The organism is Lysinibacillus sp. FSL K6-3209 (assembly GCF_037976175.1).
In the GTDB taxonomy this organism is placed as follows: domain Bacteria; phylum Bacillota; class Bacilli; order Bacillales_A; family Planococcaceae; genus Lysinibacillus; species Lysinibacillus sphaericus_D.
Genome location: NZ_CP150264.1, coordinates 3950069 through 3974881, shown reverse-complemented (window position 1 = coordinate 3974881; position 24813 = coordinate 3950069). Strand labels below are relative to the sequence as shown.

At 35.8% G+C, this 24813-nt stretch carries 23 protein-coding genes; 18 read left to right on the top strand and 5 right to left on the bottom strand.

What is annotated here, in order from left to right; all coding sequences use genetic code 11:
• Positions 1 to 51 precede the first annotated feature (51 nt).
• From MHH88_RS19380 to MHH88_RS19365, 4 genes are all read left to right on the top strand, one after another.
• Positions 52 to 1800: a HAMP domain-containing methyl-accepting chemotaxis protein gene (locus MHH88_RS19380; RefSeq protein WP_103977963.1), complete on the top strand. Its 1749-nt coding sequence runs from the start codon at positions 52 to 54 to the stop codon at positions 1798 to 1800.
• On the top strand, positions 1790 to 2542 hold the full coding sequence (locus MHH88_RS19375; protein ID WP_339260104.1) for a 3-oxoacyl-ACP reductase family protein: 753 nt from the start codon (positions 1790 to 1792) through the stop codon (positions 2540 to 2542). The genes MHH88_RS19380 and MHH88_RS19375 overlap by 11 nt, the downstream gene beginning before the upstream one ends.
• A 24-nt stretch (positions 2543 to 2566) precedes the next feature.
• Positions 2567 to 4057: a sodium:solute symporter family protein gene (locus MHH88_RS19370; RefSeq protein WP_103977961.1), complete on the top strand. Its 1491-nt coding sequence runs from the start codon at positions 2567 to 2569 to the stop codon at positions 4055 to 4057.
• 172 nt (positions 4058 to 4229) lie between these two features.
• Positions 4230 to 4922: a hypothetical protein gene (locus MHH88_RS19365; protein ID WP_339260101.1), complete on the top strand. Its 693-nt coding sequence runs from the start codon at positions 4230 to 4232 to the stop codon at positions 4920 to 4922.
• 70 nt (positions 4923 to 4992) lie between these two features.
• Here MHH88_RS19365 and MHH88_RS19360 read toward each other — a convergent pair whose 3' ends face one another.
• Both MHH88_RS19360 and MHH88_RS19355 read right to left on the bottom strand, forming a co-directional pair.
• Positions 4993 to 6687, bottom strand: coding sequence for a methyl-accepting chemotaxis protein (locus MHH88_RS19360; RefSeq protein ID WP_339260099.1), 1695 nt, complete (start codon positions 6685 to 6687; stop codon positions 4993 to 4995).
• A 623-nt stretch (positions 6688 to 7310) separates the two neighbouring features.
• Positions 7311 to 8306: a M23 family metallopeptidase gene (locus MHH88_RS19355; protein ID WP_339260097.1), complete on the bottom strand. Its 996-nt coding sequence runs from the start codon at positions 8304 to 8306 to the stop codon at positions 7311 to 7313.
• A 205-nt stretch (positions 8307 to 8511) separates the two neighbouring features.
• Between MHH88_RS19355 and MHH88_RS19350 the strand changes: the two genes are divergently transcribed.
• From MHH88_RS19350 to MHH88_RS19340, 3 genes are all read left to right on the top strand, one after another.
• On the top strand, positions 8512 to 10407 hold the full coding sequence (locus MHH88_RS19350) for a PrkA family serine protein kinase (RefSeq protein ID WP_069509680.1): 1896 nt from the start codon (positions 8512 to 8514) through the stop codon (positions 10405 to 10407).
• Between the two features lie 157 nt (positions 10408 to 10564).
• Positions 10565 to 11734: a sporulation protein YhbH gene (gene yhbH / locus MHH88_RS19345; RefSeq protein WP_069509683.1), complete on the top strand. Its 1170-nt coding sequence runs from the start codon at positions 10565 to 10567 to the stop codon at positions 11732 to 11734.
• 46 nt (positions 11735 to 11780) lie between these two features.
• A complete protein-coding gene (locus MHH88_RS19340) occupies positions 11781 to 13181 on the top strand; it encodes a SpoVR family protein (protein ID WP_069509686.1) in 1401 nt (466 codons plus the stop codon).
• A 79-nt stretch (positions 13182 to 13260) separates the two neighbouring features.
• Here the strand turns inward: MHH88_RS19340 and MHH88_RS19335 are convergent, their stop codons facing one another.
• Positions 13261 to 13707: a hypothetical protein gene (locus MHH88_RS19335; RefSeq protein ID WP_069509689.1), complete on the bottom strand. Its 447-nt coding sequence runs from the start codon at positions 13705 to 13707 to the stop codon at positions 13261 to 13263.
• A gap of 252 nt (positions 13708 to 13959) precedes the next feature.
• Between MHH88_RS19335 and MHH88_RS19330 the strand changes: the two genes are divergently transcribed.
• Positions 13960 to 14844: a radical SAM/SPASM domain-containing protein gene (locus MHH88_RS19330; RefSeq protein ID WP_069509692.1), complete on the top strand. Its 885-nt coding sequence runs from the start codon at positions 13960 to 13962 to the stop codon at positions 14842 to 14844.
• 333 nt (positions 14845 to 15177) lie between these two features.
• On the opposite strand, the gene MHH88_RS19325 is transcribed toward MHH88_RS19330, so the two are convergent.
• Entirely contained in the window at positions 15178 to 15567 is a 390-nt protein-coding gene (locus MHH88_RS19325) for a helix-turn-helix transcriptional regulator (RefSeq protein ID WP_024364503.1), read from the bottom strand.
• Positions 15568 to 15779: 212 nt separating this feature from the next.
• Here MHH88_RS19325 and MHH88_RS19320 point away from each other — a divergent pair, with 212 nt between their 5' ends.
• Positions 15780 to 16427 (top strand): restriction endonuclease subunit S, encoded by a 648-nt coding sequence (locus MHH88_RS19320; protein ID WP_339260093.1) that lies wholly within the window; start codon positions 15780 to 15782, stop codon positions 16425 to 16427.
• Between the two features lie 68 nt (positions 16428 to 16495).
• On the opposite strand, the gene MHH88_RS19315 is transcribed toward MHH88_RS19320, so the two are convergent.
• On the bottom strand, positions 16496 to 18169 hold the full coding sequence (locus MHH88_RS19315; protein WP_069509698.1) for a ribonuclease J: 1674 nt from the start codon (positions 18167 to 18169) through the stop codon (positions 16496 to 16498).
• Positions 18170 to 18330: 161 nt separating this feature from the next.
• Between MHH88_RS19315 and MHH88_RS19310 the strand changes: the two genes are divergently transcribed.
• The 9 genes from MHH88_RS19310 (at position 18331) to MHH88_RS19270 (ending at position 24452) form a co-directional block, all read left to right on the top strand.
• Positions 18331 to 18555: a hypothetical protein gene (locus MHH88_RS19310; RefSeq protein WP_339260090.1), complete on the top strand. Its 225-nt coding sequence runs from the start codon at positions 18331 to 18333 to the stop codon at positions 18553 to 18555.
• Between the two features lie 711 nt (positions 18556 to 19266).
• On the top strand, positions 19267 to 20676 hold the full coding sequence (locus tag MHH88_RS19305; protein ID WP_339260088.1) for a hypothetical protein: 1410 nt from the start codon (positions 19267 to 19269) through the stop codon (positions 20674 to 20676).
• Positions 20631 to 20972 carry a hypothetical protein gene (locus MHH88_RS19300; RefSeq protein WP_339260086.1) on the top strand — a complete coding sequence of 114 codons (342 nt, stop codon included), beginning with the start codon at positions 20631 to 20633 and terminating at the stop codon, positions 20970 to 20972. The genes MHH88_RS19305 and MHH88_RS19300 overlap by 46 nt, the downstream gene beginning before the upstream one ends.
• Position 20973: 1 nt before the next feature.
• On the top strand, positions 20974 to 21120 hold the full coding sequence (locus tag MHH88_RS19295; protein WP_339260085.1) for a hypothetical protein: 147 nt from the start codon (positions 20974 to 20976) through the stop codon (positions 21118 to 21120).
• 197 nt (positions 21121 to 21317) lie between these two features.
• Positions 21318 to 22790 (top strand): helix-turn-helix domain-containing protein, encoded by a 1473-nt coding sequence (locus tag MHH88_RS19290; protein ID WP_339260083.1) that lies wholly within the window; start codon positions 21318 to 21320, stop codon positions 22788 to 22790.
• A 305-nt stretch (positions 22791 to 23095) separates the two neighbouring features.
• The gene (locus MHH88_RS19285) at positions 23096 to 23305 is read left to right on the top strand and encodes a hypothetical protein (protein WP_339260081.1); all 210 of its coding nucleotides are present in this window, start codon (positions 23096 to 23098) and stop codon (positions 23303 to 23305) included.
• 15 nt (positions 23306 to 23320) lie between these two features.
• Positions 23321 to 23524, top strand: coding sequence for a gamma-type small acid-soluble spore protein (locus MHH88_RS19280; RefSeq protein WP_339260079.1), 204 nt, complete (start codon positions 23321 to 23323; stop codon positions 23522 to 23524).
• 22 nt (positions 23525 to 23546) lie between these two features.
• Positions 23547 to 23786: a cysteine-rich CWC family protein gene (locus MHH88_RS19275; RefSeq protein WP_339260077.1), complete on the top strand. Its 240-nt coding sequence runs from the start codon at positions 23547 to 23549 to the stop codon at positions 23784 to 23786.
• Between the two features lie 93 nt (positions 23787 to 23879).
• Positions 23880 to 24452, top strand: coding sequence for a DUF305 domain-containing protein (locus tag MHH88_RS19270; RefSeq protein ID WP_339260075.1), 573 nt, complete (start codon positions 23880 to 23882; stop codon positions 24450 to 24452).
• Positions 24453 to 24813 lie beyond the last annotated feature (361 nt).

The following is a 24813-nucleotide window of genomic DNA, read 5'->3' as shown; positions in this document are numbered from 1 at the left end:
AAATAGGTTATTTTTTTTTGACCTATAAAATATAAAGAGGAGGAACTATCAATGCAATTTTTAAAAAATGTTTCATTGAAAAACAAATTATTACTTACAGTTTCTATTATTGTTTTACTGTTGATTTCTATCATCACAACACAAAGTATTAGTGAGCTAAATAAAAGAATGAATGTAGATTTGGAACAAGAGTTAAAAAGTGTTGGTATATTGACAGCTATGAATCTCGATAGTGATCAGATTAAACATTTATTAACTGAAAAAGGGGAAAGTAATCCCGATTTTAAAAATCTCCAAAAACAGCTAGACATGATCCAAGAAGAGCAAGGGATAATGAGCTGGAGTTATATTTGGGATATGAAAGATAAAGGTGTTAATCCGATAGGGTATACATCCAACTTGAATGAGGTATATGAAGCTGGTGAGATTTTCGAAGAGTTAGCAGATGAACATGTAGCAACAGCTAAGCGTGCAATTGACAATAATCAGTCTGAAGTAACGAACGTATTCGAAGATCAATATGGTGCTTGGAGAACAGTATTTACCCCTATTAAAGATGATAATGGCAAAATAATTGCTTTGTTAGGTATTGATTATTCCGCAGATTACATAAATACGATCATCAAAACAAGCATGACAAAACAAATTGCAATCGCAGTTGTTGGTTTAATTATTTTACTAATTTTACTTTACATAATTATCGATCGACTATTAAAGCCTCTTAAGAAAGTAGTCGATGTTGCAAATCAAGTGGCAAATGGTGAATTGCATCATGTTGAATTAGAAATTACGAAAGATGAAATAGGGAATTTATCGCAATCAATTCAAACGATGGTTACCAATTTACAACATATTATTTTAAATATTAGAAATACTTCTAATCATGTTTCTTCAGCTGCAAGTCAGTTAACTGTCAATGCAGGAGAGTCGTATAACAGTTCTACCGATATTGCAAAGGATATGAGACGTATAAATGAGAATGCAGAAGCAGCTATGGTGATGACAGAAGAAACTGCTGCAGCTATGGAGGAAACAGCAACAGGAATTCAACAAATAGCCGATTCAGCAAATACAGCTGCCGAATCATCTATAGCAGCGTCTCTTGCATCTGAACGTGGAGATAAAGTCGTGCAACAAGTTATATCCCAAATGGAGCTAATTAATGGTTCAGTAGAACAAATTGGCAAAACGATTAATGGCTTACATGTTAATACGAATAAAATTAGCGATATTGTGAGTCTTATTACAGCAATTGCGGATCAAACTAACCTACTTGCTCTAAACGCGGCTATTGAAGCAGCAAGAGCAGGAGAACATGGTAAAGGGTTTGCAGTTGTAGCAGATGAAGTGAGAAGGTTGGCAGAACAATCATCCCAATCAGCAACAGAAATTTATAATCTTATTAGTACGATTCAATCCGATTCAAATGCTTCCATTGTCGTGATGGAAAAAGGAAAAGCAGATGTAAAAACTGGTATGGAATATACAGATGAAGTAGGGGAAATCTTTAAAGAAATTCTTACATCATCGGAAGAAGTCGCAAGTCAAATTCGTGAAATTTCAGCAGCTTCTCAGCAAATTTCTGCTTCATCGGAAGAAGTTGCGGCGTCTGTAAATAACATTAAACAATCATCGGAGCTTTCATCAGAGTTTTCATCTAATGTCTCAAAAGCGACACAGGAACAATTAACGACGATGCAAGAAGTGAAAGAGGCTTCTTCTTCTTTAGGAATAACAGCACAAGAATTACAAGCACTTGTAGCAAAATTCAAATTGGAGAATGATGAAAATGGAAAATAATTTAACAGAAAAAAATGTTCTGATTACGGGTTCTAGTAAGGGCATCGGAAAAGCAATTGCACTTGCATTCGCAAAACAAGGTGCCAATGTATTCATTAACTATATTGGTGACGATCAAGAAGCAGAAGAAGTGCGAGCACAGGCTGAAAAACTAGGTGTGCGTGCTTATAAATACCGTGCTGATGTATCAGACTCTCATCAAGTACAGGACATGTTCCGATACATGGACAAGCATCTAGGGCAGATTGATATTCTTGTCAATAATGCAGGATTTGCCCAAGCTTCTAGCGTGCTAGATTTAACAGACGAACAATGGGACAGAATGATTAAAGTACATCTTTATGGATGTTTTTATAATTGCCGAGAAGCAGCGAAACGAATGAAGGAAAGAAACAAAGGCAAGATTATTAATATTTCTTCAGATATTGGTAGTTTAGGTTGTGAAGAGTTTACGCATTACTCAGCTGCAAAAGGCGGCATTAATGCATTTACAAAAGCTTTGGCAAGAGAATTAGCGCCCAACATATTAGTAAACGCTGTAGCTCCTAGTGGGACACTCACAGATATCCTACAAGAATTTGGAGAGAACTATATTGAAGAGGAATCCGCAAAGTATCCATTAAAACGCTTGGCACAGCCTGAGGAAATCGCAAAAAGTGTACTTTTTTTAGCCTCTGACAATGCTGATTTCTATACAGGTCAAATTTTAACGCCTAATGGTGGAGTAGTAATGAATGGATAATGTAAGAACTAAGGAGCAATAAAAATGTTGAATATTTTAATCTTTAGCTTGTACTTAATTTTTATTTATTATATTGGTTATAAGGGGTATAAGCGCGTGAATACGGCAGAAGATTTAATCGTAGCCGGTTGGAGTATGCCTCTCTCAGTAGTTACGGGAAGTTTAATTGCGGCTTTATTAGCCGCTCCGTTCTTTTTTGCCGCTGTCGGCTCTGGTTATACGAGTGGTGGCTTTGAGGGATCAGCGACTATGGGTGGTTTAGGTACCTGTATGATTCTTGGTGCGCTTATATGGACAAAACCGCTTAGAAGATTAAAAGGATGGACATTAGCAGACTACTATGGCTTAAGATATGGTAGTAAAAAGTTAGGGGCTTATACAGGGATTGTAATGGCTATCGCCTTTGGGATCTTTAATGCAGCAGCTTTAACTGTTGGCGGAACGTATATTATCCAGCAATTGCTGCAAATAGATTTTGTTCCAGCAGCATTATTATTTGTATCGTTAACAGCACTGTATTCAGTAATTGGCGGTTTATGGGCTGTAGCCTACACAGAAATCGTACAAGGTGCGCTAGCAGTAGCTGGTATTTTAGGAATTACCATTTTTGTGTTCATTTATTATCCTGATGTGACGTTTAATCCGGAGTGGTGGAATATAAGTGAATTGTTTAATAAGGCTGGAGCTGAATTTTGGACGTTATATCTTGTATTAGCGCTTGGTGACATCCCTGCTGTTGACTTAGGTCAAAGGGTGGCGGCCGCAAAAAGCCCGAAAGTAGCACAACGCAGTATGATTATCGCTGGTCTCGTTATTATAGCGATTAGTTGGATTCCAGGTATGTTAGGTGAAGCATTTAAGACAATTTATCCTAATAGCACAAATCCAGAAACGTTAATGCTAGCATTTGCACAAGGATACTTTCCTCCTCTTTTAGCTGCAATCTTTTTAACGGCAATGGCAGCGATGGGAATGTCGACTGTTGCCGCATGTTACGTTGCAACTTCTGGTATTATCACAAAGAATATTTATTTAGACTTTATTAATCGTAATCCTAATCCTAAAACTTTATTGAGATTTTCTAGACTTGTGATTTTAAGCAGTGCAGTATTAGGCTTAATATTGGCAGTTAGCTTTCAAAAAGTAATTGATTTAGCTTACTTAGCTTGGGACGTAATATTCGTGACGATTTTTTGGCCAATTGTCTTAGGTCCATTTTGGAAGCGGGTCAGTACGCCAGCTGTCTGGGCAAGTATATCGGTCGGGCTTATCTATTATATAATCACAACACTAACTTTTGTACCTAGTTTATCCATACAGTCTGAAGGCTTTATAGGTTTAATAAACGAATTATGGCAGGCACCTGTTTTCTCTGGAGTTGTCATTTCAGGTATAACGATTGTGATTGTCAGTTTGCTTGTGCCTCCTTCACAACATGTGCTTGATATGCATAAAATTGAAAAAGATAAAACATTAGATAATGTAGGTAGTAAGGATGAGCTAGTGAAACAATAAGCTTGTTTTTATCCTAAAAAGACATGTTCAACAACACGAAACACTGCAATACGCAGTGTTTCGTGTTTTTTATTATCCAAAAATGAAGCATGAAAAGAGAGATAGCTGAATAAGATTTCTACTATAGAGATGTATTTTCCCTATCTATTAATTTGTTGAAAGTGGGATAATAATGAAAACAATCTTTCTAGTATTGTTAGGTACGATATATTTGTTTTTAGCAATGGCAATGAATGCTGAACTGATAAAAAAATTGTACTTTTTAATTGGCATAACCTTAGTCATCATTGGCGTAATACGTTATATTAAATGGAAATATCATACTTTTAGAATGATGGCAGAGCTTAAAAGTGCAAGTGAAGAAGAGTTAAAGAATATCCCTCATACCCATGCCACCATCGCAAATGATGCTTTACATGCATTATTACTGAATGAGCAAACCAAAACACTTATACTGGCAGTTAGAGAAGATTGGGAAGCTGCAGTAGCAAAGAAAGAAGTCTGTTTTAATGAAATTTATGAGGTAGCGATTGTAGAGGACGGTCATATTGTGGCAAGAACTAGTAATGGTTTGTTTAGTGACTCTTTACTAGAGGAGGAAAACCGTGTATTAGCAGAAGAAGCAGAGATTGAGGAAGAAGCGTGTGAGGAACAAGAAGTGTCGCAATTAGCTTTAAAAATGGTGGTAGACAATCTAAGCGATCCAATTATAGAGTATATCTTTTTAGAACAAGAGGATGGCATTTCAATAGAAGATGATACGTATATCGAAGCAATGGCATTGTGTGAACAATGGTATCAAAAAGTCAGTATTATTATTAAGCACTATGAATTAGAGAGAGTACCTATCCGACATTGGCAATAACCTATACTAGATGTAATCTAGCCTAATAAAAAAGCTATCACGAAGACATTCGGATAGCTTTTTCCTTGTATTAAAGTGTGAATTTTTGTAGTTGTGTGTTTAGCTCTTCAGCCATTTCAGCTAATTGATTGGCACTCTTTGAAATTTCATCCATTGTTGCAGCCGTTTCTTCAACAGTAGCTGTTGTTTGCTCAACACCAGCAGCGGATTCTTGTGAAATAGAAGCCATTTCATCAATTGAACCATTAATCGCTTCGGAATGTTGGGAAATTTTTGTTAAGTTATTTGAAATCACATTAATATTGTTATTCATATCCTCTATCGCTTGGGAAATTTGATCGAAAGTATGATTTGTTTGATTTAATTGTGCTGTTCCTTTTCTTACTTCTTCATAACCAGATTGAAGGGAATTTGTGACATTGCCTGTTTCGCTTTGAATACGATGAACAATTGTTGAAATATCTGTCACAGAGAATTGTACTTGTTCTGCTAGCTTACGCACTTCATCGGCAACCACTGCAAAGCCTTTGCCATGCTCTCCTGCACGTGCGGCTTCAATGGCAGCATTTAAAGCAAGCAAATTCGTCTGGTTAGAAATTTCATCAATTACAGAAACCAACTTTGAAATTTCAGCAGACTGTTCGTTTAAACCTTCTACCTTTTTTACGGAATCTAACACAATGTCATTAATAGTTGCCATTTGTTGTGTAGATTGAACCATTAATGTTTTTCCTGTGTTTGTTAATTCATGCACTTGCCCCGAATGCTCTTTCAACTCAATACCCTCTTGCGTTGTTTCGTAAATATGGCGTTGGAACGTTGTCATGGTTTCAGCTAAATCACTAGCTGTAGAGGCTTGTGTTTCTGTTCCAGTGGCAAGCTCTTGCATTGTATAAGAAATTTGTTCTGTACCTGTTTGAACTTCATTAGAAGATTGCGCTAATTCCTCACTGCTTGCAGCTACCGTTTCTGATACATTATGAATAGAGCTGATCGTATCTTTTAATTTTTCATTTAGGTCATTGGCAGAAAGCATTAAGTGACCAATTTCATCTTGATGGGTTACGGTGAATTTTTCATTGCGTAAATTTCCATCAGCTAATTCCCTCATACGATGGGAAACTATAGAAATAGGCTTAGAGATTCTACTTGCTGTAAAAATAGCGATAAGAATTCCTGCAAGGGATAAGATGATACTTGCAATAACCCCGATTGTTTTATTGCTTGAACTTGTTGATACGACATCATTGCCGACCTTCGTAATGGCTTCTGCGCGTTTATCAGCTACTTCTTCATAGCCAGCACGCACTTCAGTTACAAGATGATTGATAGCTGTTAAATTTTCTAATGCTAATTGTTTATCACCTTGCTTGTATACTTCAAATACTTCACTATTTACTCGGTTGCTCCATTCACGAGCCATTTCTACCAGCTTTTTTCTTTCTGGCGTATTTTCATACTTTTCAACGATAAGGTTATTATCTTCAGCAATTTTACGGTATTCATTAAACGTCTCTATGTATTTTTCATCACCAGATACAACATAACTTAAGGCTGCAGATAGTCGGACACTCGTAGACATTGCTAGATTTTTACTTGCAGTTAACACCATTAAATCTTCTTCAACGAGGACTTTAGCCTGTTTCTCCATGTTTGTATTTGAAAAATAAGTATACGTAGTAAAACAAGCAAATAATACTAATAACATAATAAATGTACTTAATAAACGTGCTTTAATTGTTTTAAATTGAAATAAACGATTCATTTTTTCCATCCTTTAGCTTTTTCTTTAAAACTTATCCTACTCTATTTATTTTATTACTATTTCAAAAGAAAAGTAGAATTTTTTTGTTGAAAATACTAAAAAAGGTTTTTTGGCATAATTAAATTCATATTTTTCAAATATTCTTGTTTGTTTGCTAAAATCGTGTGTCTATTTACCTATTGTCATGGTGTTTTTAGAAAAAATAAATTTGACAATACTATATATTTTTTTAGAAGTACTATAGGGGATATCAAAAAACTGCAAGAGGCTGAGACAAAACTAAAAAAATTTAAGGAACAGAGGAAGGGTGTTCATAAATTTTAGCTATATGGAGAACTTAGCTATTCTTGCTTTTGCAATAAAAAAAATTAGAAGTGCTCATTAGTTGTTGATAGCGGAGGCGGTGGCTCCTGCTCAGAACTTACACAGCGTAAGACGCGGGCATTCTGCGCGTTAGTGAGGGTTGCGGCTTACTGTGCTGAGCGGAAAGCACAGCCGAAGCAAAAAAGTGTTAGATTGACTGCCATCAATCTAACACTTTTTCTCTTTTGTCCCAGCTTCTTGCCTTGTCTTATAGACGAATCTCCATCTGATTTCGCTGTGAATAAGAGCATTTAAGTTCTTTACTGCTTATCTTTTTTTGCTTGACGCTCCCATTGCAGTAAAGATGGATATGGATCAAATGCCCATTCTGTTCGACCATTAAATTTGTAAATACCGTAATGAAGATGTGGAGGGAATTTTCCAGATGTGCCTTCTTTTCCATAACCTGAGCTGCCGACATAACCGAGTACTTGCCCTGGTTCTACAACATCTCCAACCTTTATTTCCTTATGATAGCTCCCGAGATGGGCATAATAGTGATAAGAATTATGATTATCGCGAATGCCAATTCGCCAACCTCCGAATTGATTCCAGCCTTTAACTTCGACTACACCATAGGAGGTGGACAGTACAGGTGTCCCGTAGCCTGCAAAAATGTCAGTTCCCTCGTGGATTCGCCTGCCTCCCCAACCTCTATTATCACCCCAAGTACCTCTATAGCTGTAATCGGAGCGTGTTGGAATCGGGAATGTATGGGCATCCAACTCAGTCGTTTTAAAATGTTTATACAAAGTGGAAATCGTGACGATTTGATTAACGGCTTCTTCACTTTTGTAGTATTCCCATAAAGCAAGTTTAAAGTCCTCATCTGTAGAACCAAATTGACTTATAAAACTAGCCATGGAGAAGATCACATCTACATCATCTGAAGGGCTTGCAATTCCATCACCGTTGCCATCAAGTCCCATTCCACCAAAATAACTGATTGTTTCAGGTATCGTATCTTCCTTGACAGGATTTAATGCACCGGACCAATACTCATCAGAAAATTGAATGGCGATGAAGCCATCTCGCTTCGGAATATCTTTACGAACGGATTGAAGATTTCGCTCATATTGATCGATAGCCGCTAAAAAATGCCATGGAATTAGTAATTCATCGAATTGTACGTAATAGGACATACGTTGTTGTAAAATTTCTTCATTACTCGGTCCTTCATTTGCCAGTGTAACCGTTGGGGGAAAATAACTCCACAGCAGCATACATGTTAGAAGGAAAATTAAATAACGATTCAAAATTGGACCTCCTTTCTACAGATAGAATAACCGAAATTTTATATTTCATAAGTCCACTTTAAATGCAGTAAATCCCTTTTATGTAGCGAGAAAAAAACTTGAACAATAAGAAGAAACTAATTCAATGAAAAAGTAATGGGTATCATAATGTATCTAACTTCATACTATGTTATAAATCAAGCCCTGAAAGAATGGAGGGAAGGCTATCAACATTTTAGATAAAGTGAAGAGCTATCGCGAAGAAGAAAATCGACTGAAGTGGGAAGGTACATTTGCAGATTATTTACGCATCATAAAGGAAAGACCTGAAGTTGCTCAAACAGCCCATTCTCGCGTCTACAATATGATTAAAAGCGCTGGTGTAGAGGAACGCGATGGGCAAAAGATGTATCAATTTTTCGGAAAAGAAATTTTTGGGCTTGAATCAGCAATTGAAAGACTGGTGGAGGAATATTTCCATCCTGCAGCAAGAAGATTAGATGTTAGAAAGCGGATTTTGTTATTGATGGGGCCTGTAAGTGGAGGAAAGTCAACGATCGTAACGTTGTTAAAGCGAGGGCTTGAACAATTCTCGCGCACGGAAGAGGGAGCAGTTTATGCAATTAAGGGATGTCCAATGCATGAGGACCCGCTGCATTTAATTCCACATCATTTACGAAATGAATTTTTTGAAGAGTATGGAATACGAATTGAGGGCAGCTTATCGCCTTTAAATACGATGCGTCTTGAAAAAGAATACGATGGACGTATTGAAAATGTCATTATTGAGCGTATCACTTTTTCTGAAGACAAACGTGTGGGTATAGGAACCTTCACACCTTCTGACCCAAAATCTCAAGATATTGCAGATTTAACGGGGAGCATTGATTTCTCGACTATTGGCGTATTTGGCTCAGAGTCGGACCCTCGTGCTTATCGCTTTGATGGAGAGTTAAATAAAGCGAACCGAGGAATGATGGAATTCCAAGAAATGCTGAAATTAGACGAAAAGTTTTTATGGAATTTGTTGTCACTGACGCAAGAAGGGAATTTTAAGGCAGGAAGATTCGCTTTAATAAGTGCCGATGAATTAATTGTTGCTCATACAAACGAAACGGAATATCGTTCCTTTATTTCGAATAAAAAGAACGAAGCGTTACACTCGCGCATTATTGTTATGCCAATTCCATATAACCTAAAAGTGAGCGAGGAAGAACATATTTATGAAAAAATGATTAATGAAAGTGATATGGCTCATGTTCATATTGCGCCACATGCATTGAAGGCCGCAGCAATCTTTTCGGTCCTAACAAGGCTGGAAGTTCCGAAAAAACAAGGTGTGGATCTTATTAAAAAAATGCGCTTGTACGACGGAGAAAATGTGGAGGGATTTAATTCCGTTGACTTAGAGGAGCTGAAAAAAGAGTTTCCTAACGAAGGCATGAACGGTATTGATCCACGGTATATTATTAACCGTATTTCATCAGCAATCATTCGCAAAGAAATCCCATCTATTAATGCATTGGATGTGTTGCGCGCACTGAAAGATGGTCTTGATCAGCATGCTTCTATATCTCAAGAAGATCGAGAAAAATATATGAATTATATTGCTGTTGCAAGAAGAGAGTACGATGAAATTGCGAAAAATGAAGTGCAAAAAGCATTTGTCTACTCGTACGAAGAATCTGCCAAAACATTAATGAATAATTACCTCGATAATGTAGAGGCGTTTTGTAATAAAAACAAAATATTTGATCGCCTAACTGGCGAAGAAATGAATCCAGATGAAAAGCTAATGCGTTCCATTGAAGAGCAAATTGGCATTTCTGAAAATGCGAAAAAAGCATTCCGTGAGGAAATATTAATTCGCATTTCAGCTTATGCAAGAAATGGCAAGCGCTTCGACTATAATTCTCATGAGAGATTACGAGAAGCAATCCAAAAGAAACTATTTGCTGATTTGAAAGATGTCGTGAAAATTACAACGTCTTCAAAAATGCCTGATGAGTCACAACTGAAGAAAATTAATGAAGTTGTAGCAAGGCTTGTGGATGAGCATGGCTATAACACAACTTCAGCGAATGAATTATTACAATATGTAGGTAGTTTGTTAAACCGCTAACTTAGTGTCAGTGACAATTATGCAGGGGCGTAATGAATCGTCGGTATAGGAGTGTCCCATTTTTAGGGCACTCCTTTTATTTCTCTAAAAAGTTCAAGAAAGCTGATTGCTAGCATAGGATAGAAAAAGCGAATTTGATAGATGGGTGAGGATAAAAATGACTGAAAACGAAAATAAGCGATTTGTCATCTCTCAGGAAAATTGGTCCCTCCATCGTAAAGGGCACCAAGACCAACAACGTCATATGGAAAAGGTTAAAGATGCGATTAAAAACAATTTACCCGATTTAGTAAGTGAGGAAAGTATTGTTATGTCAAATGGCCGAGAGGTTATTAAAATACCTATACGCTCCCTCGATGAATATAAAATTCGATATAACTATGATAATTCAAAGCATGTCGGTCAAGGACAAGGTGATAGTAGTGTGGGGGATGTTGTTGCACGTGACGGTAGCAAGAGCGATCAAGGCAATGGCAATGGAAAAGAAGCTGGTGACAAGCCTGGTCAAGATTATTATGAAGCAGAAGTCAGCATGGAAGAAGTGCAAAATGTGTTATTTAAAGAGCTAGAACTCCCTAATTTACAGCAAAAAGAAAAAGCAGATATTAAAACCGAAAAAATTGAATTCAATGATATAAGGAAAAAAGGGCTTATGGGCAATGTTGATAAGAAGCGTACCATTTTAAATGCGATCAAACGCAATGCCATGGAAGGGAATGCTCAAATTACGCCTATTCATAATGATGATTTACGCTTTAAAACATGGGATGAAGTGGAGAAGCCTGAATCGAAGGCAGTCGTGCTTGCAATGATGGATACAAGTGGCTCCATGGGCACTTTTGAAAAATATTGTGCAAGAAGCTTTTTCTTTTGGATGACAAGATTTTTACGCTCGAAATATGAAACAGTGGAAATAGAGTTTATTGCCCATCATACAGAGGCAAAAGTGGTGACAGAAGAAGAGTTTTTCACAAAGGGAGAAAGTGGTGGAACGATTTGTTCATCTGCGTATATAAAAGCATTAGAGTTAATACGCGATAAATATAACCCAAGTCGTTACAATATTTACCCTGTTCATTTTTCGGATGGCGAAAACATTTCGATGGATAATGAAAAATGTTTAAAACTCGTGAGTGAATTGATGGAAGTATCAAGTATGTTTGGCTATGGAGAAGTAAATCAGCATAACCGTTTCTCGACGCTAATGTATACGTATAAAAAAATTGATGATCCCAAATTTAGATATCATATTTTAAAGAAAAAAGGCGATGTCTATGATGCCTTAAAAAGCTTTTTCCAAAAAACTGAATTGCAAAATGAAAATTAAATTGGAAGGTGCTAAGCATTCATTTCCGAAAGGAGGAGGCTGAAAAATGGAGAAGGAGCTTCACCGTGCGATTGATGAAATAACAGAGATTGCAACAGGGTTTGGTTTAGATTTTTTCCCGATGCGTTATGAAATATGTCCTGCAGATATTATTTATACATTTGGCGCATATGGTATGCCTACTCGTTTTTCCCACTGGAGCTTTGGCAAGCAATTTCATAAGATGAAACTGCAATATGATTTAGGATTAAGTCAAATTTATGAGCTCGTAATTAACTCCAATCCGTGCTATGCATTTTTACTTGATACGAATTCACTTACACAAAATAAGCTAATTATTGCGCATGTATTAGCGCACTGTGATTTCTTTAAAAACAATGTGCGATTTTCTAATACAAGACGCGATATGGTCGAGAGTATGACAGCGACAGCAGAGCGTATTGCCAGTTATGAAAGAGAATATGGCAAGGAAGAGGTGGAACAGTTTTTAGATGCGATTTTAGCCATTCAAGAACATATCGACCCTTCCTTATTAAGACCAAAGCTGTCATCCGAAGATGATGAACAAGATGAAGAAGACGTGATTACTGCCAAATCACCGTACGATGATCTTTGGAATTTAGATACGAAAGAAAAAGAGCAGAGACCAGTACGTAGAAAAATTAAACAGTTTCCATTAAAACCGGAAAAAGATTTATTACTGTTTATTGAGGAGCATAGTCGGGAGCTTGAGGACTGGCAGCGAGATATTTTAACGATGATGCGTGAGGAAATGCTATATTTTTGGCCGCAATTAGAAACCAAAATAATGAATGAAGGATGGGCTTCTTATTGGCATCAACGAATTATGCGCGAACTTAATTTAACTACAGTGGAGACAATTGAATATGCCAAATTAAACGCAGGGGTTGTGCAACCATCAAAAACATCGATTAATCCATATTATTTAGGTTTGAAAATATTTGAGGATATTGAAAAACGCTATAATAACCCAAGTGAAGAAATGCGCAGATTAGGCGTTCTACCGAACACAGGGCGTGAAAAGATGTTTGAGGTGCGAGAAATTGAATCGGATATTTCTTTTATTCGCAACTATTTAACAAAGGATTTAGCCAAGCAAGAAGATTTGTATTTGTTTCAAAAAAAGGGCAATGAATATCGTATAACAGATAAGGATCATGAAATGGTGCGTGACCAGCTTGTATCAATGCGCGTTAATGGAGGATTCCCATATATCGTTGTGAAAAATGGCGATTACCTGCGAAATGGTGAATTATATTTGGTACATGGTTATGAAGGAACGGAACTAGATCCACATTATTTAGAAAATGTCTTGCCATATATTTATCAATTGTGGGGGCGTCCTGTGCATTTAGAGACGTATGTTGAAGGAAAGCCAATGCTTTATTCGTATGATGGTACAAAAAATTATAAGCGTTCTGTTTAAAGCAAAGCTTCTATCAGGTAGGATGAAAGTACCTACAGATAGAAGTTTTACTTTTTTAGTTAGCAATGGCTTCGAACTTTTATTCATTGTGGTCGCTGTTAGATGGTTGTTCTTCAGGTACTGTATCTAGTAGCCCTTCTTCAACATCTTGAGACTGACTAGCGTGCGAATGGATATCGCTATCAATAACTAAACTATCCCGAACTTTAATACCTTGTTGTCCACCCGCCTCATCGTTATCATCTCCAGCAATTCCACTTCTGCCATTGCCATCCGCAAACTGAGAATTTAGATTTCTAGTTTGACTGTGATTTAGCGCGTTTTGCCCACCTTGGTTGGCATTTGTTCCAACATCTTTATTAATTTGACCGCCACCTTCAGCCCTTTGCTCAAAATGGTTTTCGGTATTGCCAATATTAAATGTAATATTTATTGTTACGTTATTTTTCGCTTGTTTATTAGAGCTTTCTCTTTCAGGATCCTCCGAGTGATTTGAATGTTTCGGAGAATTATAAAAACCTGTCATAGTTTCCACTCCTTTCTTTTCAGTATTATTATTAAAGTATTAAATTATTAAAAATTTACTTGTACGTGTAGCCTTATATCGACAGAGAATATGAAGAAAATTATTTGTTGCTATGTGTGAAAGTAGTAAAAAGTCATGATAGAAACATTTCATTTAGGGTATCCATCATGAATTTCTGCGCGTCATCGTGAAAATTTGTTAAAATGAATAAGATTATATGAATATCTATGGAACTGGAACGGTGAATAAACGTTGAAAACATTTAAAAAGGTTTATATAGAAATAACAAGTGTTTGTAATTTAGCTTGTAGTTTCTGCCCGCCAACTGAGCGTGCAAAGGGACTTATTAAGGTAGAACAATTTAATAAAATATTGGATGAAATACGCCCACATACGAAATACATTTATTTGCATGTAAAGGGTGAACCACTTTTACATCCACGTATTCATCAGCTTTTGGATGCGGCTCATGAAAAAGGCTTTAAGGTCAATATTACAACGAATGGTACGCTGATTAAAAAAAATCGCGAAAAGTTACTAGGAAAGCCTGCATTACGTCAAATCAATTTTTCATTACACAGCTTTGATGGGCATGAGGGGTCTGAAAATCGTGAAAAATATTTAGGGGATATTTTAGAATTTGTGCGTGAAGCAAGCAAATTTAATACGATTATTTCGTATCGTTTGTGGAATTTACAACAGGATCATATTTCAGATTTAGCCGCAAGAAGAAACCGTGAGACGCTTGAAATTATAGAAAATGAATATAATCTCGATTTTCGAATCGAAGAAAAAGTGCAGCCTGGTAAGGGTGTAAAAATTGCGAACAATATTTATTTAAATCAAGACCATGAATTTAGATGGCCAAGTCTACTTGCTCCAGAGGATGAAGGGAAAGGCTTTTGCCATGCGTTACGTAGCCAAGCAGCTATTCTTGTAGATGGCACAGTTGTACCTTGCTGCCTTGATGGAGAGGGTGTTATTAACTTAGGCAATGTTCATGAGCAATCCTTTAGTGAAATTGTAGAAGGTGAGCGTGCCAATAATATAGTAGAAGGCTTTTCAAGACGAGAAGCGGTCGAAGAGCTATGTAGAAAATGTGGCTATCGACAGAAGTTTGGGATGGAAGGAGAATAGGGGAATGAGAGTACTGTGACCGTCGATGTCCGCTAATGACGGTAGTTTCCCGCGGGCACAACGTAAGCTATTGATTTCCGTTCTATGCGCTCCCATTCCGCAGGCACGGCTTCAACTAATTTTTGCGGCTCGTGCTGTTCCTGCTTGGGTGTTGCGCCCTCCACTCATCGCAGAAAATTGTGTGAGTGACTGGCACCCACATATGATTGTAGTGAAGGGTTGCTCGACTCCTGCGGGATAAGCGTGAGACTTAAGACCCCGCACGTAGCGGAAATCAATCAACACATTAAATCTTGCAAGGCAACCCGTGTTTACAGTCAAACAGCTCTAATGTTATTCAACATTAGAGCTGTTTTTCTTTGTTTGCGCATCAATGGTATTTAGAAAATCTCTTGTGATGCGTACTACATATTTTACTTCGTCTAAATTGCGCTCTCTTAATAATGAGCGATGAATGTCAAGCATAAGATTTTTCTCTTCAATATCAGTAACACCCGATAATCGTTGGAAATTAAAGAGTTCTTCAGGTGCAATATCTAACGCCTTCATAAGCATTTCCAATGTACTTAACGTAATATTAGATTGCCCATGCTCAATATTTGAAATGCGACCTTTACTAAAACCTAACTTCCCCGTTCTCTCTGCAACTTCTTCTTGACTAAGCCCTTTGGAAACTCTAATGATACGGAGTTGTTCACCTACTAGCTTTAAAAAGTCTGACATATCATTCACCTCTATGTAAAAAGCTAGTGAAAAACAAAGAAAATGCATATACCATTAAAGTTATACAATATAGATAATATTACATTAAAATGGTACAATAATCACTATATGAATGCTAATTGAGGAAATATCTATCATTTTATTCACTAAAATCAGGCGTTAACAATTATTTATGTGAGGATGGCATATTGTGAAGAATGGAGGATCTAAACGTGTTGAAGCGTTATAGACTAGATGAAATAGCTCTTATTGTTGCTAGAACAACACCTTATATTCCAAATTTCTCAAAAGTAAATCAACCGCTTATTACCGCAGAAAAGTTAAAATGGTTGTCTCTTGGCGAAGATATTCATCGATTATCTCAATTGGATAGTGCGATAGATCAATGGAAATGGGCGAAGGTTCCCGCAAAAACAATTGTATTTGAAAAAAATAGCCTAGATGGTGCTAACAAGCATATATTTCAATGTGAAAATGTAGCGTATATAGCACATGATGTTGTCGCGATTATTCCAAATGAATCCATTATTTTAAGCGATTATTTATACTATTTTTTTAGTTGGTATCAACCAAATACAGACTGGAGACAGTTGCATCATATTCTAATAGATATACCTTCACTTGAAATGCAAACGAACATTGTCAAACTATTAAAAACAAGTCAACAACTATTGAAAAATAAAAAATCTTTACTAACGGCTGTAGAGGAGTTACCACTGCATATTGGTAATATTGCGCAGCAAACGGAACAACATACTAGACAGTTAAATGACGGCTTTGACCAACTACAAATGTATTATAATTACACACTGCATAAAATTTTTACAGGAGAGCTATTTCGGTTGAACAATACATCCTAATAGGCAAATAAAATAGAAAAGTCGGTGTAATCACTAAAGAAGTGAAGCTTACACCGACTTTTAAATAGTTAAATTTCAATAATAATAGGTAAAATCATTGGTTTACGTTTCGTCTGTGAAAAAAGATACTGGCCGACAGCCTTTTTTATTTCCCGTTTTAAAACAAACAGTTGCTGCTTGCTTTCCTCTTGTAGTTCACCAATGGTTGCTTTTACAAGAACATTTACTTTAAGAAGAAGATCCTCTGATTCTTTAGCATAAACAAATCCCCGTGAAATGGTATCAGGTTCTAAAATAATCGACCCATCTGCCTTACTAAGCGTTAACACGATAACGAGCATGCCATCCTCTGATAGTTGTTTACGGTCACGTAATACGATGCCTTCAACTTCTCCAATGCCAATACCATCTACATACGTATCGCCAGATGGAATTTTTCGCGTTTGCCTCGCTTTAGCATTTTCAATATCGACAACGTCTCCGTTTTTAATAATAAAGGTATGTCCTCTTTTAACACCAACAGATTCTGCTAACAAACGGTGTTGGTGTAACATGCGAAATTCACCATGAATCGGAATAAAAAACTTCGGTTTCATTAGTGTCAGCATTAGTTTTAAATCTTCTTGATAACCATGTCCAGAAACATGCATGCCAGTGTTACTGGATGAACCATAAATCACCTTAGCCCCAAGCTGAAATAAATTATCGACAATTCGAGAAACACCTTTTTCATTTCCTGGTATTGGAGAGGCGGCTAAAATAACGGTATCATCTGGTAAAATCTTCACTTCTCGATGGTTGCCACTAGCTAAACGGGCAAGAGCTGCTAATGGTTCCCCTTGACTACCTGTACATAAAACAACGACATCTTCTGGTGGGAGGTACTTTACTTCACGGGCATCTATTAACAAATCTTCCGGTATTGTTAAATATCCTCGCTCTAAAGCGACATCTACAACATTTACCATGCTGCGACCTAATAGTGCTAGTTTACGATTCGTTACGATTGTGGCATCTACAATTTGCTGAATACGATTCACATTGGAAGCAAAGGTAGAAATAATAACTTTGCGTTCAGCATGTAGAAAGGCTTCTTCAATATGATGACCTACCAGTTTTTCTGACGGTGTTAAGCCCGGTCGTTCAGCGTTGGTACTTTCAGAAATTAATACTAATACACCTTGTGTACCAACCTCAGCCATCTTATGAATATCAGCAAATTGATTATTTACAGGTGTTAAATCAAACTTGAAATCGCCCGTGTGTACAACATTTCCTTCGGGTGTTTGAAAAACGATTCCTAGACAGTCAGGTATACTATGATTTGTTCTGAAAAAACTAACGTCAATTTGACCGAAATGTAAAGCTGAATCAGAGCCAATCTCAATTAATTCTGTCTCTCTTAAAAGTTTATGTTCCTTTAGTTTTAGTTCGATTAAGCCTAATGTAAAACGAGTACCATAAATAGGAACATTTATTTTTTTTAAGAGGTATGGAATGCCACCTATATGATCTTCGTGTCCATGAGTAACAATCAATCCTTTTATTTTTTCTTTATGCTCCTGTAAATAAGTGATATCTGGAATGATTAGATCAATACCAAGTAGGCTTTCATCCGGAAACTTCGCACCGCAATCGACAATTAACAAATCGTCAGCGTATTGTATAACATACATATTTTTACCGATTTCATTGATGCCACCAAGAGCAAAAATAGATAATGCATTTTTTGTTACAGTCAATGTTATTACCTCCGTATAAATGTATTACGATAATTTTTAGTATTGCTTAAGTCTTCAATCTTATACTTTTGAAGGTATTCAAACTTGTCAGTAAAAGCTGACAGAGGATGACGAATTCAAGATTGGATATGATAAGTGCATGAATGAAGGAGTTGTTTAATATGAAAGAATTTAAAATAACCTATTTTTTTAATGAGCTGCATTATGTAAGACGATTTATCCATATAGAGTCACAGGAAAAAGCGCAACAATTGGTTGAAAGTGAGCGCGATCAATATATTACATTTACAGACAGCAGAGGGATTTATCATGAATTGCATACAAGGGATGTTCGGGTCATTCAAATTTCTGAATATCATCGTGTAGATAAAACAGTCAAAATGTAGAACACATAATCGTTAGATGTTTACACAGATATGGTTGATTCAGATACAATTAGCATTTTTGACTTGCATGAAGAGATGCAAACGGTGAAGAGCTCAATAAAAAGGTGAAAAGGGAGATTAGCTGAGTGAAATGCAGCCTGATGAATTATAGAAAGAGGGAAGCGCTTGAGCCTTTATAATGTATAAAAAGCAAATTGATGTGAGTTTATCCTATATGTTTGAATAACTTGTATCAGCCTACAATTCAACCTATAGCAACTGGACAGTTTAAGTCCAGTTTTCTATAGAGTATGTGTTGGACCAAATCCTCCATCCTACTTCTTCAATGGGAATAACAATCAATATTTTTCCATTCCACAATCCACGGTTTTTACCCACTTTTTCGGCTACATTACTTGTTAAATCTTAAATATGTTTTCACATTTTATCAAAAAAAAAATTCAAATTAAAAAATATGATTTTTATATCAATAGATTTTAATCTTAAAAAAATCGTTAATAAGTAATTGTATTTAAAAAGTGTAATTGTAAATTAATAAATTAGATTATAAAACCTTTTTTTGTAATATTTAATATAAAAAATCGGTTTAACTTTATTTAATTGTCTCAAAAAAAAAATAAAAATAAAAAAAGAAGGTCTTACGTGACCTGAAAAATTTATTATTCTTTCTATCAGAAATACAATGAAAATAAGGAAAGGATACATGTAGAGATGAAAAGAAAGAAAAAAAGATATAAAACACCAGCAATTTTTGCAGCAGCAGCAGTAGTAGTAACACCAGCAATAGTAGCTCCAATTGCCACTGAAGCCTCTCCTAAATCCATTGACATTAAAATGTTGGTAGACGGTGAAGAAGTAACTAATCATCAATGGAAGAACAGAACTTATCGTTTAGTCCATGAACCAAGCGGTGCATTTTATACAAGAGTACTAGCGACTGATGAGATGACAGTAGGAGTAACGGGGGCATATATCATCTATGATTTAACAGATTTACCAGACGCCGAACGTCAAAGAGCAGATGCTCATAAAAAATTACAACCAGTCGGGAAATTTGATGTGCTTAAGGAGGGTACTGTTACGCCTATTGAGTTGAATTACCATACGGTAAAAATTTATGGAGATTCGGAGAAGACTAATCTGTTAGCTACATTCTTGGTTCTTTCAGAAAACAGTGTTGAAGAGAAGCTGAAAGCTCTAAGTAAGAACAATAAATTTGTCGAGTGGGTAGTAAATAGATATGGAGAAACATTTGATATTACTAAACTGCTGGCAGCTCTTGAAGCAAGTAATATTGGCGAAAACGAAGAAGTCTTTTTTATTAAAGATGAACCAGCAACACCGATAGCACCAGAAGTAACAACAGCACCAGAAGTAACAACAACACCAGAAGTAACAACAACACCAGAAGTAACAACAGCACCAGAAGTAACAACAACACCAGAAATAACAACAGCATCAGAAGTAACAACAACACCAGAAGTAACAACAGCACCAGAAGTAACAACAACACCAGAAGTAACAACAGCACCAGAAGTAACAACAACACCAGAAGTAACAACAGCATCAGAAGTAACAACAACACCAGAAGTAACAACAGCACCAAAAGTAACGACAACACCAGAAGTAACAACAGTACCAGAAGTAACAACGGTACCAGAAGTAACAGAGGATGATTTAGAACTAGCAGATGCGTTACTAGGAGATTTATCGGAGGAGGAAGCAGACCTAGTAGTTGATTTGCTAGAGGCAGATGCGTTACTAGAAGATTTATCGGAGGAGGAAGCAGACCTAGTAGTTGATTTGCTGGAAGCAGATGCGTTACTCGGAGAATTATCGGAGGAGGAAGCAGACCTAGTAGTTGATTTACTAGAGGCAGATGCGTTACTAGAAGATTTATCGGAGGAGGAAGCAGACCTAGTAGTTGATTTGCTGGAAGCAGATGCGTTACTCGGAGAATTATCGGAGGAGGAAGCAGACCTAGTAGTTGATTTACTAGAGGCAGATGCGTTACTCGGAGATTTATCGGAGGAGGAAGCAGACCTAGTAGTTGATTTGCTAGAGAATTATCGCAGATGCGTTATTTGCTCGGAGAATTATCGGAGGAGGAAGCAGACCTAGTAGTTGATTTGCTGGAGGCAGATGCGTTACTCGGAGATTTATCGGAGGAGGAAGCAGACCTAGTAGTTGATTTGCTAGAGGCAGATGCGTTACTCGGAGAATTATCGGAGGAGGAAGCAGACCTAGTAGTTGATTTGCTAGAGGCAGATGCGTTACTCGGAGATTTATCGGAGGAGGAAGCAGACCTAGTAGTTGATTTGCTAGAGGCAGATGCGTTACTCGGAGAATTATCGGAGGAGGAAGCAGACCTAGTAGTTGATTTGCTGGAGGCAGATGCGTTAGTTTATCGATTTTGATTTGCTAGAGGCAGATGCGTTACTCGGAGAATTATCGGAGGAGGAAGCAGACCTAGTAGTTGATTTACTAGAGGCAGAAGCATTAGAAGAATTAAATGAGATTCTGTTAGATATTGAGTGGGAACTCTTCTTATCAGAGGAAGAGTAATTAGGCGGTATATGCAATAAAAATTCATCTTCAGAAAATTACTTTAATATATTGCAATAAACTACTATTCATACCCTCGATATAAAGGCAAAGTCGCTAATGGCTTTGTCTTTATATTTTTTAAGAAACTTTTAGTATCGGAGTGTTTTAATTTTAAAATTTAGTATATTGATAAAATAAAAAGGAGCTGATAGACTATGGAAAGGTTTTTAGATCGTCCAGAAAAAATACTGATTTATCTTCATTTTAACAGCGGAGAAGCAAAGATTGATGAGTTGGCAGAACATTTACAAGTTGGACGAGCAACTATAGAAAAAGAACTTCAATTTTTAATGGAGACATTAAGTAGCACAAGTTTTTCGATAAAATCTGGGGAAGTCCATGTAGATATAGTTTCTCCTTCACTTATAGACGATATGCTGAAAATACTATATAAAGAGAATATATTTTTGAAAATAATAACATTGCTTTTTGAAAAAAATATATATTCTATAAATGAAATAATCAATACTCTTAATATGAGCAAATCCACAGTATACCGTAAATTTAAAGTTATAAAAGAGTGGCTACAAGAATATAAATTACAATTAGTAACTACTCCAGTGCTAACGATTCAAGGTGATGAAAAAACTATTAGAAATTTGATGCAACAGTTTTATGACTTTTATTTATCTCGTTCTTTATCAGAAATAAGATTTTTTGACAAAGAACTCTTTGTGAAGAAAATTGATGAAATTTGTGTTGAGAATAATTTCAATTTGACACCACAAGGTCTACGGAAATTGTCAATTTCCATGGAGATTATGCATATTAGGAATCGACTTTCAAAGTATATACAATATAAAAATTTCCCTACTGAAGAAAACTCTCTTTATATAAATATAACGAAAAAGCTACAATCTTTTTTTCCTAATTATATGAACAAAAACATTAAACAATATGAGATTATTTATTATGCAACGAATTTATATAATTATTTAATACGCAAAAGAAAGGCAACGATAGATGAAATATATTCTTTAAAAGATACTAATTTACGTTATAGTATGATTTTTGATTTTTTAGATAATATATCTGAAAATTTTTATTTTAATTTCTCTTCGGACATAAGACTCGTTGAAGGGTTAAGTAGATATACAGAACTCTACTATATTGATTTACGCTTAGGAACTAATAATAGATTAAATGGGTTAAGCGGTTACATAAATATTTGTAAAAATCATCCTTTTTATGCTCTTGTAAAAGAAGCTGCATTAAAGTTATTTAAGCAATATAATTTTCTTCCTGAAATTAAAGAAATTGATATATTTGCTCTTTACTATTTGCTCTCAATAAGTCAACTTAGAATAAAAAAGATACAATCTGTATCAATAGCGATTATTACTGAATCTGAAATTGAACAAGAAAGTATTTCAGAATACCTAACATTTAAATACGGAACAAATATACAAACCTACGCATTAAACCTATACGCTTTCAAGAAGAATATATTTTATCAAGAATATGATTTGTTAATAAATATGGAAAATAATAATAATCTTTTCGAAGGTGTTGAAAGTTTAACCATCTCCCCTATATTAAGTAACGCTGATAAGAGCAAACTTGATTATAAAATTAACGAACTTTTAAATAAAAAAATGACTAAATATACTGAGCTAATCGTTTTTTAGCATAATCGCAATATGACTTTGTGCTTGCAACTCTATTTAGCAATTATTTTAGATTCCTCTTAAACATCTTCCACATGAAAAATAACCATCACTCCAAAATATATACGACAATCTTGCTCGTTCTTTTATAACTACTAAGTTGTCAATTACCCTATTAATTTGTTTTATATTCAATTATTTCTTTACCATCTAAATGCACCGGTCATCCAAATTTGCGAATATCATCGTGTAGATAAAACAGTCACAATATAAAACGCATAATCTTTGCATGTTTACACACATTAATGGAAAAGGAGTGAGCAAACATGGACAAAGAAAATGTGCCACATGAGAAGAAAATATTTATGAATTTATCAAGTAAGGACAAGCCAGATATGGTTGATTCGGATACAATTAGCATTTTTGATTTGCATGAAGATATGCAAACGGTTGATATTATCCCAATTGAAGAACTGAATAAAAGAGTGAAGAGAGAGGGAGACGAACTGATTGAAATGCAGCCTGATGAATTATAGAAAGGATGGGTTTCCTTGCATAATATAAATGAAGAACAGCTTACGGTGTCCGGTACAAATATTAGTGAAGTAAAACGTAAAAATGCACAAGCGGGTTTATCTTATAATGAAGTAAAAGAGGTTTTAGCAAAGAACGGTGGGTTTGGTACCGCCAAATATAGTGATACAAACAGTGAAGAAGTAAAGGCGGAAATAAATCAATCTATGCGCAAGCAATGATAATTAAGGGAGTGCGAACAGAATGTATGTCGTACTCCTTTTATTGTACAGTACAATGATTATGGAAAGGAGTGTGTTGGAAGTGCAATATGAAGAAAAGCGTTGCCCTTTATGTGGGAAAGAAAATCATTGTGGCGTAGAAGGTCAAAAGACATGCTGGTGTATGACGGAAAAATTTCCGGAAGGTATTTTAAAGGCAATCTCTAAGGAATCTAAAAAGTGCATTTGTCAAAATTGTTTACATACATATAAAGAGATATAGATGATCCTTGGCATTATTAGCGATTTTGGTGGTACAAATGTCTATCACACAACAACCTATTTGGCATACATTACTCTGAAAGGAGTGTGTCTAATGACCAAACCAATTCCACTTAGTAATGTAACACAGGCATATTTAGAGGAAAACAAAAGAATAATCAACAAGATGATGCAAGGGATGACGTATGTCACGATAACATGTAGCATATCCGAAAATTTCATCAAACAAATTATTCCACATCAAGTCGCAGCCATTAAAATGTCCGAAAATGTTTTGCAATATACAACGAATATCCCCGTTCAAAATTTCGCATTAGAAGTGATCAAAACGCATACTGAAATAGTAGATAATTTAGAAGCAATACAAAACAGATGCTGTATCGTCCAAAATTCAGAATATGAATTATATGAATATATGTGTACCTTTAAAGAAATTGCTGAAACGATGTTCCAAGCATTATGCTCACCACCAACTTCTAATAGTATCAATGTAAATTATCTACAAGATATGATTGTCCACCATCAAGCAGGTGTACGACTCGCCCAAAACGTTTTAAGATTCTGCATATGCCAAGAGTTAATACCAATTCTTCAATGCATGATTCAAACACTATGTTGTCAAATTGATGAAATGCAAAAATTACTGGATGGGCTACAAGATTGTTAAAAATTAAAACGCTAAAATTGTCCGCAATTTTAGCGTTTTAAAATATTTCCAATTTCTAAAATAAACTAGAAAAGAAATTTTTCGCAGTATTGGCAATCGACTTGAAAGAAGAAGCGATATAATCAATAGCTTTAGTTATAGTCGCTATTACACTAGTGAAAACTTCCATACTAGTCAACTGCAAATAGATTTTTTTGATTGAATTTCAGTAATCTTTTATAGGCGTTTTTCGCAAAGCAATGAAAGCACTTGTTGTTTCTATCTAGTTCTAAACAAACGAAAAAATAATACGTCGAAGAATATTCTGTGGCATCTTTTACATATTTTGAATGTGTAGAAAATTGCTTCAACGTCACTAGCT

Excerpts from the sequence above, each read along its gene's own strand:
- MHH88_RS19380 (WP_103977963.1), top strand. The coding sequence starts at position 52 with ATGCAATTTTTAAAAAATGTTTCATTGAAAAACAAATTATTACTTACA.
- MHH88_RS19375 (WP_339260104.1), top strand. The coding sequence starts at position 1,790 with ATGGAAAATAATTTAACAGAAAAAAATGTTCTGATTACGGGTTCTAGT.
- MHH88_RS19370 (WP_103977961.1), top strand. The coding sequence starts at position 2,567 with ATGTTGAATATTTTAATCTTTAGCTTGTACTTAATTTTTATTTATTAT.
- MHH88_RS19365 (WP_339260101.1), top strand. The coding sequence starts at position 4,230 with ATGAAAACAATCTTTCTAGTATTGTTAGGTACGATATATTTGTTTTTA.
- MHH88_RS19360 (WP_339260099.1), bottom strand. The coding sequence starts at position 6,687 with ATGAATCGTTTATTTCAATTTAAAACAATTAAAGCACGTTTATTAAGT.
- yhbH (WP_069509683.1), top strand. The coding sequence starts at position 10,565 with ATGACTGAAAACGAAAATAAGCGATTTGTCATCTCTCAGGAAAATTGG.
- MHH88_RS19340 (WP_069509686.1), top strand. The coding sequence starts at position 11,781 with ATGGAGAAGGAGCTTCACCGTGCGATTGATGAAATAACAGAGATTGCA.
- MHH88_RS19335 (WP_069509689.1), bottom strand. The coding sequence starts at position 13,707 with ATGACAGGTTTTTATAATTCTCCGAAACATTCAAATCACTCGGAGGAT.
- MHH88_RS19325 (WP_024364503.1), bottom strand. The coding sequence starts at position 15,567 with ATGTCAGACTTTTTAAAGCTAGTAGGTGAACAACTCCGTATCATTAGA.
- MHH88_RS19310 (WP_339260090.1), top strand. The coding sequence starts at position 18,331 with ATGAAAGAATTTAAAATAACCTATTTTTTTAATGAGCTGCATTATGTA.
- MHH88_RS19305 (WP_339260088.1), top strand. The coding sequence starts at position 19,267 with ATGAAAAGAAAGAAAAAAAGATATAAAACACCAGCAATTTTTGCAGCA.
- MHH88_RS19300 (WP_339260086.1), top strand. The coding sequence starts at position 20,631 with ATGCGTTATTTGCTCGGAGAATTATCGGAGGAGGAAGCAGACCTAGTA.
- MHH88_RS19290 (WP_339260083.1), top strand. The coding sequence starts at position 21,318 with ATGGAAAGGTTTTTAGATCGTCCAGAAAAAATACTGATTTATCTTCAT.
- MHH88_RS19285 (WP_339260081.1), top strand. The coding sequence starts at position 23,096 with ATGGACAAAGAAAATGTGCCACATGAGAAGAAAATATTTATGAATTTA.
- MHH88_RS19275 (WP_339260077.1), top strand. The coding sequence starts at position 23,547 with ATGTATGTCGTACTCCTTTTATTGTACAGTACAATGATTATGGAAAGG.
- MHH88_RS19270 (WP_339260075.1), top strand. The coding sequence starts at position 23,880 with ATGACCAAACCAATTCCACTTAGTAATGTAACACAGGCATATTTAGAG.